This is a genomic window from Chryseobacterium sp. Leaf405, from assembly GCF_001425355.1.
Lineage (GTDB): Bacteria > Bacteroidota > Bacteroidia > Flavobacteriales > Weeksellaceae > Chryseobacterium.
Genome location: NZ_LMQN01000019.1, coordinates 133213 through 144360, shown reverse-complemented (window position 1 = coordinate 144360; position 11148 = coordinate 133213). Strand labels below are relative to the sequence as shown.

The 11148-nt window shown below is 30.8% G+C and carries 13 protein-coding genes; 11 read left to right on the top strand and 2 right to left on the bottom strand.

Annotated features, from left to right (window positions below; translation table 11 throughout):
- Positions 1–7: 7 nt before the first annotated feature.
- The gene (locus ASG22_RS19410; RefSeq protein WP_055988194.1) at positions 8–598 is read right to left on the bottom strand and encodes an HD domain-containing protein; all 591 of its coding nucleotides are present in this window, start codon (positions 596–598) and stop codon (positions 8–10) included.
- Between the two features lie 333 nt (positions 599–931).
- Between ASG22_RS19410 and ASG22_RS19405 the strand changes: the two genes are divergently transcribed.
- The 8 genes from ASG22_RS19405 to ASG22_RS19370 all read left to right on the top strand — a co-directional run bounded on the left by ASG22_RS19405 (position 932) and on the right by ASG22_RS19370 (position 8708).
- Entirely contained in the window at positions 932–1261 is a 330-nt protein-coding gene (locus ASG22_RS19405) for a PadR family transcriptional regulator (protein ID WP_055988192.1), read from the top strand.
- A gap of 11 nt (positions 1262–1272) precedes the next feature.
- Positions 1273–2997: a PspC domain-containing protein gene (locus ASG22_RS19400; protein ID WP_055988191.1), complete on the top strand. Its 1725-nt coding sequence runs from the start codon at positions 1273–1275 to the stop codon at positions 2995–2997.
- A 313-nt stretch (positions 2998–3310) separates the two neighbouring features.
- Positions 3311–3907, top strand: coding sequence for a 1-acyl-sn-glycerol-3-phosphate acyltransferase (locus ASG22_RS19395; RefSeq protein WP_055988189.1), 597 nt, complete (start codon positions 3311–3313; stop codon positions 3905–3907).
- A gap of 47 nt (positions 3908–3954) precedes the next feature.
- A complete protein-coding gene (locus tag ASG22_RS19390) occupies positions 3955–4389 on the top strand; it encodes a PaaI family thioesterase (protein ID WP_055988188.1) in 435 nt (144 codons plus the stop codon).
- A gap of 106 nt (positions 4390–4495) precedes the next feature.
- Positions 4496–5527, top strand: coding sequence for a hypothetical protein (locus ASG22_RS19385; protein ID WP_055988185.1), 1032 nt, complete (start codon positions 4496–4498; stop codon positions 5525–5527).
- 193 nt (positions 5528–5720) lie between these two features.
- Complete coding sequence (locus ASG22_RS19380; protein WP_082505058.1) at positions 5721–6836, top strand: RNA polymerase sigma factor; 1116 nt, start codon at positions 5721–5723, stop codon at positions 6834–6836.
- Between the two features lie 11 nt (positions 6837–6847).
- Positions 6848–7720, top strand: coding sequence for an outer membrane beta-barrel protein (locus tag ASG22_RS19375; protein WP_055988181.1), 873 nt, complete (start codon positions 6848–6850; stop codon positions 7718–7720).
- 19 nt (positions 7721–7739) lie between these two features.
- The gene (locus tag ASG22_RS19370) at positions 7740–8708 is read left to right on the top strand and encodes a chorismate-binding protein (RefSeq protein WP_055988178.1); all 969 of its coding nucleotides are present in this window, start codon (positions 7740–7742) and stop codon (positions 8706–8708) included.
- 69 nt (positions 8709–8777) lie between these two features.
- Here ASG22_RS19370 and ASG22_RS19365 read toward each other — a convergent pair whose 3' ends face one another.
- Entirely contained in the window at positions 8778–9131 is a 354-nt protein-coding gene (locus ASG22_RS19365) for a helix-turn-helix domain-containing protein (RefSeq protein WP_055988176.1), read from the bottom strand.
- A 213-nt stretch (positions 9132–9344) separates the two neighbouring features.
- On the opposite strand from ASG22_RS19365, the gene ASG22_RS19360 reads away from it, so the two are divergent.
- From ASG22_RS19360 to ASG22_RS19350, 3 genes are read left to right on the top strand one after another with little or no spacing between them, the layout of a single operon-like run.
- Positions 9345–9791, top strand: a complete 447-nt coding sequence (locus tag ASG22_RS19360) for a hypothetical protein (protein WP_055988175.1) — start codon at positions 9345–9347, stop codon at positions 9789–9791.
- Positions 9776–10621, top strand: a complete 846-nt coding sequence (locus tag ASG22_RS19355; protein ID WP_082505057.1) for a GLPGLI family protein — start codon at positions 9776–9778, stop codon at positions 10619–10621. Before ASG22_RS19360 ends, ASG22_RS19355 begins: the two co-directional genes overlap by 16 nt.
- A gap of 12 nt (positions 10622–10633) precedes the next feature.
- Positions 10634–11122: a hypothetical protein gene (locus ASG22_RS19350; protein WP_055988171.1), complete on the top strand. Its 489-nt coding sequence runs from the start codon at positions 10634–10636 to the stop codon at positions 11120–11122.
- Positions 11123–11148: the final 26 nt, after the last annotated feature.

The following is an 11148-nucleotide window of genomic DNA, read 5'->3' as shown; positions in this document are numbered from 1 at the left end:
TCAAAAATTATTTCAAAACCTTTTCAGTTTCGAGATTCTTAATCAACAACATTTGAAAAGCCTCTCCCATTTCATCCGAAGCTCTTACAATAGCATTCTCAAGCATATTTCTGATTTGTTTTTCTGTAACGCCGGCTTCCGTCCAACTTTTTCCTGAGGTATGGGAATTGAGAATAAAAGGCATAATTCGGTCGATAGCACAGGCAAAAATTGCGTCAGGAGTCTCTTCTTCTTCAAATTCAAGCCAAAGATTAAAGAACTCGGAGCGTAAAGGTTCATCTAAAATTCCGAATATTTTTTGTGCAGAAATTTTTTCTCTTTCAAATTTTCCAACCATTGCCGCTTCATCAAATAAAAAAGTATCACCGGCTTCAATTTCAACTAAATCATGAATCGAAAGCATTCTGATCACTCTTAACAAATCAATATCTGCTCTGTTTTTAGCATATGGGAAAAGAATCTGGGCTAAAATAATAATCTGCCACGAATGTTCCGCTGTGTTTTCTCGTCTGGAATCATCTGCATTATAGTTTCTTCTTTGTACATTTTTTAAGGCATCAACTGCCAAAATAAAATTAATCTCGTTCTGTATCTTCATTGCTATTCTTAATATTTAACAGATGTAGCATCGAATATTTCATGAATCATAAGAAATTTCATGAAAATTACCCTACCAAATCCGATATAAAAGTAAGAAATTTTAAAATTTTTATCCTGTTTTTAATTAAAATAAAAATGGTTTTACATTTTAAATAAAATTTATTTAATTGATAATCAATACTTTAAACATACAAATAAAATAATTTCACTACTTTGTATTGCATATTACCATTTTAATTACATATCTTTGTAATGTAAAATCGAAATAGGTACATCTAGCTAGGTTCCGAAATTCGAGAATTATATAACTAATTAACAAAACTTATTAAAGATGAATACCGAAAATACCAAAGCGCAAATGCGAAAAGGAATTCTGGAATTCTGTATTTTAAGTCTCATCAACCATCGTGAAATGTATGTTTCCGATTTAATAGATGAACTGAAAAAAGGGAAACTGGATGTAGTAGAAGGAACACTCTACCCTCTTTTAACAAGATTAAAAAACGGGGAATTCCTTTCTTACAGATGGGAAGAATCTACCGGAGGACCTCCCAGAAAATATTACCAGATCACAGAAAAAGGCAAAACTTTTTTATCCGAACTGCAAAATACCTGGAAAGAACTGACAGATTCAGTCAACCAAATTACTCAAAAAAATTAAAAAACAAAGCTATGAACAAGACACTCTCAATAGGACTCGCAGGTTTTTCTTTTACAATAGAAGAACACGCATATATAAAGCTCAGCGATTATCTGAATGCACTGAGAAGCTCATTGGATGCTTCGGAAGCTGATGAGGTAATGCACGACATAGAAATCAGAATGGTAGAAATCTTCAGAGATACCATGGCAAAACGTGAAGTGATCAACGATACTGATGTAGAAAAAGTGATCGCACAGATCGGATCTCCGGAAAAAATCGAAGAACAGGAAGAAGCGTATTATTCTGAAAAAAACACTAAAAAGTCTACTTTTTCAGGAACTGATTATACAGACAAGAAACAATTGTTCCGTGATCCTGAAAGACAAAAAGTTGCAGGTGTTTGCGCAGGTTTAGCCCATTACATAGGAATGGATATTACAGCAATGAGAGCCATCTGGGTAATTCTTTTCTTGATAATGATTCCTGCAGCAGGAAGTGCATGGGTAATTATCTTGCTGTATGCTATCTTATGGATTGTTTTACCAAAAGCAGAAACAGCAGCAGATTTCCTGAAAATGAAGGGAAAGCCTATGAACTTCGACAATCTTAAAAGTGAGTCTAATAAATTGGTACAGTTTGCCAACGAATCTACTCAGAGAGTCGGAGAAATTTACACTGAGAACAAACCTTACATCAACAACGCAGGAAGCGGAGTGTGGAATGTTTTTAAGTATATCATCGGCGGAATTTTCGTTATGATGGCAGTTGGAAGTATTGTAGGAATATTCGTATTGTTCGGACTTTTCGGAATGGATTCTGATTTTGCAGGAGCTAATGAAATTAAATTTTACTTTGATGATAATGGTTTAGATAAAATCTTAACGGCAATCATGATTATAGGATCATTAATTCCGGCTATTATCTTCAGTTTGCTGAGTATTAAAATTTTCTCTCCAAAAACTAAATTGAGAAATATTGGTTGGGTAATCGGAGCTTTATTCTTGATTTTAATTGGATTGGGTTCTTATTTTGGAGTGAGTATGGCTAAAAGAGAAGCGTTCCTGAAAGGTCACAAAGAAGATACGGAAGAAGTTGCGATCAACACACAGTCAGACAGCATTTATGTTGATATGAAACAGGTGAGCATTCCTCAAAACTATACAGCATACGACAATGATCTTTACTCAGATAAAGTTTCTGTATACAAAGAAGACAGACCTTATGTAGAAGTAACGAGAAAAGCCAATGTTAAAACGCCTTATCTAATCATTAAAAAAGAAGCAAAAGGATATAATCTTCCATTGAATATGAATGTTCCGGTAGAAATTGTAAACAACAGAATTATTCTTCCGAATTTCGTAAAATATCCTTACGATCAGCGTTTCAGAAATTATAATGTTAATTATGAATTGGTAGTTCCAACTAAAACAGTTGTAATTCCTGCGAAACAAGATCAGATTAGTTTTAACGGAGATCTTAATGCAGACGGTGTCGATGATAATGATCAGGAAAGAGATGAGTACGGAAACATTAAAATTGAGAAAAACAAAATCACGGTAAACGGTTCTACCATTGAATATAATTCAGACGATGAAGACAGCGACAGCATTATTGTAAACGGTAAAAAAGTACCGAGCAATCAGGCAGACAAAGTAATTGATTCGATGAAAAACAACATCAAAAAAATGAAAGGCGGCAAACTGGACATTAAAGTTGATGAAGATAAAAACTCAATTTCTATACAAACTAAATAATTAACTTCAGAGAGTGGCTGAAGGTGTGAATGGATAACCCAACCGTTTGAAATTCACACTCTTCTTCTCTCAGAGAATCAAAAAAAACGTAAATATTTAGCTTGCATATCAATAAAAAACTTTATATTTGTGTAACTAAAAATTATAACCAAACACTCAATAAATAATAAACAATTATGGTACAGTTAGCATTAGAAATTGTAATGAAGATTGTTGATTTAATCAGCAGTTTATTTTAAGAGCGATAATATTTCAATATATTTGTAGAGTATAACCACTTTGGTTATACTTTTTTGTTTTTAATTCAAATTTTATGAGAAAACTGATTGGCAAATTATTATTGAAATTACTGGGTTGGAAGGTCGTCTTACAAGGCGATGTAAACACCCTGAACAGATGTATTCTGGTTGTGGCACCCCATACTCACAATATGGAATATATTCTGGGAAATCTTGCCTATTGGTCATTACAAAAACCGTTAAAAATCATCATTAAAGATGCTCATACTAAAGCCTGGTACGGAAGCGTCGTGAGAGGTTTGGGCGGAATAGGAATTGATAGAAGTCAGAAAAATGATCTTGTAAATTTTGTGGCAAAACAATTTGAAAAAGACGATTTCAGTTTGGTAATCACCCCGGAAGGTACAAGAGCCTGGGTTCCGAAATGGAGAAAAGGATTCTATCACATGGCGTTGGCGGCAAAAGTTCCTATCGTTTTGGCAGCAGGAGACTTCAAAAGAAATATCGTTTATTTAGGATATACTATTCCTTACGAAAGAATTGCTTCAGTTCCTTTTTCAGAAATCATGGAAGAAATTCAGGATTATTATATTAAAAATGATATTACTCCTAAAATTCCTGCCAACTGGAACCCGAATATTATGGGAACAGATTCAGAAGTTAAAAATTAAAAATAACTCAGATTACTTATTACCTATCCCTCATCACTTATATAATTATGTATACAAAAGATAAAACCAAAGAACAGATATTAGAATTCATCAACAATTGGGGTGAAGAAACATTTGCGAAAACTCTTGATATAAAATTCACAGACATCGATCTCGAAAATGAAACCTTAACCGCAACAATGTCTGTTTCACCAAAAATCCACCAGCCTTTCGGAATTATGCACGGCGGTGCAAGCTGTGTCTTAGCAGAAACAATGGGTTCTAGCCTGTCCAATATTTTTATTGATGGCGAAAAGTATTTTGGTGTAGGAACTAACATTAACTCTAATCATTTACGAAGCAAAAAAGACGGTATCGTAACCGCAGTTGCAAGATTTATCAGAAAAGGAAAAACAATGCATGTTTCTGAAATTGAGATCCGTGATGAAAAAGGTCAGTTGATCAATCATACCACAATGACCAATAATATTATTAATCGATAAGATTTTAATTTTCACCAAAAATACAAAGCTCAAAAAAATTGAGCTTTTTTTTATTTTATGACTGCAACCTTTTTCTTTTTTTACATCTTATAAGAAAATAATAACAATGAAAACTCTTATTTTACCTTTCTTATTTTTATTGACGTTTGTGATTTCCTGTAAAACGGATGACATGGAAGCTCTGGAAAAGAAAACAAATTCTTATGACGTATATGTTGCCGGGATGGAAAATTACAAAGCCTGTTACTGGAAAAATAATGTGAAGACAAATCTTTTTTCTCCCGACAGTACTACCGCTAACAAGATCATTGTTGAAAATAATGATGTTCACGTTTTGGGAAAAAATCGTAATAATTTCAACGGAAGCTATTATCACTGGAAAAACAATGTAAGAGAAGATCTCGGGCAATATTTAGGAATACCTTCATTTGCACAGTACCAAATACTTGATATGGCTATCGATAATAATGACAATTATTTTATTGGATATTATGACACCTCTTCTCCAATAGCTAATCAAAGATACGCTTTTTGTATTTGGAAAAACGGTGTAAAGACTGTTCTTAATACCTACGGCGACATTATTTATACAACTTCAAAACTTAATATTTTCAATCATCAGCCTTATATTTCTGCAATTATATATGATGGTGCAAGTTTCCAATCCGGATATTATGTAAATTCCACATTCCATTCAGTTCCGGACATCAGCTGGGTTGCAAATTTCAGTGAAAATACAAACGGTATTAATTTTCTTTATATTAAAAATCAGAATTATTACTACAGACAATTATCTACTAATACAGAGGTTCTTGTAGATAGTAATGTCAGCCCTAATCTTGCTTATGGTAAAATTGTAAGTGAAGCAAATTCCAGCGATTTATATGTAATAGGATCTCCTTATTTGAATAATTATTACTATAAAAACAATATTCAGACAACTGTTCCTTTAGATCCGAACTATTCTACAATTCAGGATATGTTTGTACTTGATAATAATATTTATATAATTAAGCAACAACCCACCTCTTCATTTGCAAGCAAAGTATATATTAATAATATAGAAACCCAAAGTATTACTAATACTACTAACTTATTTGGGAATGCATTTAATTCAATTTATGTGACACAGCATTAATTTTCAAATTAACTGCAACCTTTTTGAATCTTTTCATCTTATATATATAAAAACAACAAAAACTTAAAAAAATTATTTCGTTTATCCTTTTCATTAAATTTGCTCTCTTTCTGCTTTATTGCAGGATCATGGTAAAATCAAAAACAGAAAAGACAAATAGACTTACTTTAAATCCAGTCTTTGAATTTAAAACATGATGCAAAACACTAATAAAATAGACTGGCAAAAAGTCTACAGCAATTACTCCCCAAAACTCTTGGGGATTTGCCGTAGATATATACAGGATATTTATACAGCAGAGGATATTGTTCAGGACAGTTTCATAACGGCAATACAGAAAAATCATCAGCTGAATGATGAAAAAGCACTTTTTGCATGGCTCAAGAAAATTGTTGTGAATAATGCCTTACAGCATATTCGAAGCAATAGCAAAGATATTTTTGTTACTACAGAATCATCCGAAATTCCAGATACTTTTTCAGAAATGGAACATCAAACTTTCGAAGAAAAAAATGTCTTCATTTACGATTTTACGAATGAAGAATTGTTGTCGTCTATAGACAGCCTTCCTCCCCATCATAAATCTGTTTTCAATTTGTATTTTATTGAAAATCATTCACACGCCGAAATTTCAAATTTACTGGGAATAACGGTGAATACTTCCAAATCTCATCTTTTGAGAGCCAAAAAAGCGATTCAGAATTATTTATTAAGCAATATTATCAACCAAAACACACCCAAAAAGAAAGCAGCACAGCTTCTTGTTATTTTCGGGTTTGGCGGATTACTTTGGGCACAGACTTTCCAAAGTAAGTTTTCAGATTTCAGCATTACTCCAAGCAAAAATTTAGAAATCCCATCAGATATTAAGGTTGGTAATCCATCTTTTTCTACCTCAAATCCAGTCTGGAAAAAAAATGCAATTGTTGGCATTACTTTTTTAATCATTATTGTACTATCTGTTTTTTTAGTAAACCCTAAAAACTCTTTTTCAACAATAAATCCCTCAAAAATTTCTACGGAATCAATTGAAAATAATGAAGATAGAATATCAGGAAATCAGACTCATGAAAATAAAGAAACATCAGATTCAGACTTACAAAATATTTCTTCTGATTTCCATTCAGATCAAACAAATAATAATGCAAAAATGATTTCTCAAAAACCAAATATAGAAGAAGAAAAAAGCATAAAAACAAGAAAAAATACACGGAAAATTATTCTTAAGGACTCCATCAATGACGTTCCCGAAAAGGTTATCATTGTGAAAAAAATCATTAAAAGAGATACTGTATTCATAGAAAGATAAAATAAACAACCATGTTTTTAAGAAAAATAATTCTTCTTTTTTCCATTATTTTAGTACATCTTTCTTTTGCACAAAAGAGAAAAAAAGTTGATACCGTTTACGTGTATGAAAAAGTAATTGTTTACGATACTGTTTATTTGGAAAAACCTATAAAGCTCAGTTTAAAAGATATTACAATTTCTCAACCCAAAATCAATGAGATTGAAATTAAAAATAAATCTTTTCTCTCCGAACCTGGCAAAGAAATAACAAAGAGAAGAATTTTTGAATACGGAATTGAAGCAGGAATCGGTTTAAAAAATAGCTCTTTGGCAAAAGATATAGCAAATAAATCTCAACTCGGTGAAAATATTGGGATGTGGATTTCAAAAAGTATTATTAAACCTCAACTTTCATTGATGCTTTCGGCAAATATTTATCGTTGGAACTCGACATTTGATTTGGATGCCAATAAAGAAGAAACCTATCTTGACGGATTTTATTTTTCCAAAGATGCCCAACCACTACTTTTTCAGCGATTTAATAATAAAAATTTCGAATACGTATTGCAGCTAAAATTATTTTATGAGTGGAAAAATATTCGTCCGTTCGCAGGATTTTTAATTAATAGAAATTCTTACAAGATGCAATTTCTAGTTCCTGATAATGGGGTTTTGAATAAATTGGATGATTTCAAAAGCAATAACACCAATTTTGGATTTTCTATGGGTGTTCAATACAGAATTTTAAAACGTTTCCTTATTTCGATGGAATATCAACAGTACAAGATAAAGAATTTTTCATTAAAAAACAGTGATTTCGATTTTGACATTTTTAAGACTAATAATACCTTTGCAGAAAGGAAAATCAATGTAGGAATTTCATATATTATTTCTAAACTTTGATTTTAAAAAAAAATATTCAATGATTTATTTCAAACTTCCATTCGACGAAAAATTATATTCAACAGACAAAAATTCAACTGAAAATCATATTAATTTTTATTCTTTTGATGGTTTAAGTCAAATTGATTTTAATGGAAATATTGTCGAAATAAATCCGGAAATATTTGATAAAACAATAATTTCAAGCAAATCTTTAACAGAAGATAAAAATCAATTTTTAGTAGAAACGAAGGAAGAATACTTACAAAATCTGAATAAAGTCATTTCAGTTATCAATGAAAATCAACTTCCCAAAATGGTCTATTCAAGAAGAAAAATTTTCACAGATTTTAATGAAATTGATTTAAATAAAAGCTTTAAAAATCTTTGCCGATCTTATCCTAATGCTTTCAGATATATCTTTAATGATGGTGAGAATTCATGGATGGGTGCCTTCTCAGAAGTTTTAGGGAAATTCAATAAAAAGACTTATGAATTTGAAACGATGAGTCTGGCCGGAACACTTCCTGTTTCAGAAAATTGGTCGGAAAAAGAAATTGAAGAACAAAAACCTGTCTCTAATTATATCAGAAATATTTTGCATAATTATTCTGAAAATCTAGAAGAATCGGAAACGTATGATCATATTTCGGGAAATATAAAACACCTTAGAACAGATTTTAAAGCCCATATAAAAGCAGAAAATTTAGATAAAATTATTCAGGAATTACATCCTACTCCGGCAGTTTGTGGAATTCCGAAAGAGTTTTGTAAGGAAAAAATTGAAAAAATTGAAAAATTTCCTCGTGAATTGTACGCAGGTTATATTAAAATTGAAACTGAAGAAACTGTTCAGTACTTTGTGAATCTTCGTTGTTCTAAACTTTACAAAGATTCAGTACATTTATTTGTAGGAGGAGGAATTACAGCCCAAAGCAACCCTGAAAAAGAATGGATTGAAACGGAATTGAAATCAGAAGCAGTTTTGAAAAATCTGGTAATCTCTTAGAAATTTCATCTTTATTGACAAAAAAAACCTCCTTCAGTCTGAAAGAGGTTTTATATTAAATAATTGATACTATTTTTTATCTAAAAGGCTTTTTAGTAAAGCAATTTGTTCATCTTTTTCTTTCAATCTTTCTTCATACTGCTCGATAAGTTTTTCTGAAAGATATTGATTTACTATATAACCTGCATTATTAGAATACTCTCCATTATTATTGTTTATGACGGTCAGTCCTTCTGGCAATATATCATTTAAAGTTTTATCGTATATTTTTGCAATTTTATCCAAAATAAACACATCTGGAAAACTTTTGTCAGCTTCATATCTTCTATAAGTAGATTCTGAAATATCTAATTTTTCAGCAATTTCTATAGTGGAAAATCCTTTTTCAATTCTCATTCCTTTCAGTTTTTGACCTATTTTCATGCAATTTTGTATTTAAACAAAGGTATCTAAAGTTTCTTAAATGTACAAAATAAAAAACTTTCAAAAGTGGATGAAAATTGTTCAAAATTGAATAATCTTTTATCAATTTTGATGAGTATACTTAGGGATTTGTTTTTTAGTTTTGTAATATGTTCTCGCGAAAACATAAACTTGTAAAAAATTAATTAAAAAACATTTAAAAATTAAACAATTATGAAAAAATTATTTTTATTTCTAACGTTATTAATTTTCAGCTTTCATTATTCCAATAATAATGTTCTTATTTACAAAAATGATTTGAAAGAGGTTAAAACCCATACAGTTATTATTCATAAAAAATATAATGATAAAATCTATGATTTGAAAATTTCTGTCGGAGAGGGATTCTTAGGTAAAGTCACCTCTTTTTCTATTGAAGTTTTGGATAACGGTAGCGAGTTTAAAAACTTAATAGTAAATAATAGAGAAAAAATAAAGTCAAATCTCTTAGAAATTATCACAAATTCAAATTCTTTGCAACGAAGCGCAATAGGTCCAGTGCTTACTGTGGGAAATTGCGTTTCTAACTGCACAAAAACTTGGCAATGTTATGACCAACCTACACAAACAGGAACTGCGCTTTGTGCTTTAGATTGTGTATTAGAATGTGCAGGCGCATAGAAATGAAAAATACTATTATACTTTTTATAATTTTCATTTGCTTTTCAAGTCCTACAATAGCACAATCATTTGTCATACAATATGATTATTCTAAGCATGTTATGAAAGACAGCACAAGAATAGTTTCACAAAATACTTTTTTGAATATTGAAGAAAATTATTCTACATTTTTTAGTGAGGCACCCTATTTAGCTGATTCTATTATGACATCAGACGAGAAGCTTGGTAAAAAGATTAATTTTAAAGCATTACCCGCTGATTTACTCGGCTGTTATATTCGAAAAAAGCTCTCATCTAAAGAAGTTATTTATTATTCTGATGAATTTGATGAACATGAATACAAATATATTGAAGAACCAAAATTCATATGGAAAATAAGCAAAGAGAGCAAAGAAATATTAGGATTCAAGGCGTATTTGGCAACTACAGAGTATGCAGGAAGAAATTATGAAGCGTATTTTACACCAGAAATTCCTATTCAGGATGGACCGTATAAATTTTTTGGATTGCCAGGTTTAATTCTTGAGATATATGATGAAAAAAAAGATCACCACTTTTTAGCGGTTGGTATTTCAAAAGAAAAGAAAATTACGATTGATGATCGTATTTCAAAAAGAAAGTATATCGAAACCTCAAAATCAAAATTTGTAAAGATGAGAAAAAGTCATATTGAAGAACCAATGAAAAGAATGTTTGAATTGATGAATAATACTCAAATCTATGAAAAAAAAGATGCGAACGGTAATATCGTTGACGTAAGAAAACTGCTCAATGAAACACAGAAAAAAATGATTGAAGAATATAAAAAAGAAAACAGAATTGAACTTTAAAAAACAAATAATATGAAAAATAACTTTTTATTAGCATTCGCACTTTTATTATTTGCCTTTGCTACAAGTAAGGCTAACAACCAGTACACAGACAGAGACGACAAACAGTATTTTAAATCTTTTAGAAAAAATGAAGAACCAAAGAATAAAACGTTTAATATACTTACTAAAATTTCCGAAAATACAGGTGAGTCATTTTATGTAATTTATAAAGAAAATTCACTAGGTCAAGGCTTTTATTTTAAAGTAATATTGGATAAAAACGAAAAGCCAATAGCAACCTATTATTCAGACGAGGGTCGTCAACAACTTTCTGATTCAACCGTTAAGAATCTTAAAAAACTTCTGTCCGGTCCAACGGGAAGATTGGCTGCTTCTGTTGATCCTATAACAACAACTCAATGCGTAACAAATTGTCATCGTACAAATGGATGCTATAGTAAACCTACAGAAACAGGCGTATTACTCTGCTCACTTGAATGTGGAATTGCGTGTGCATAAATTAAAAAAAACCTCTTTCATTCCGA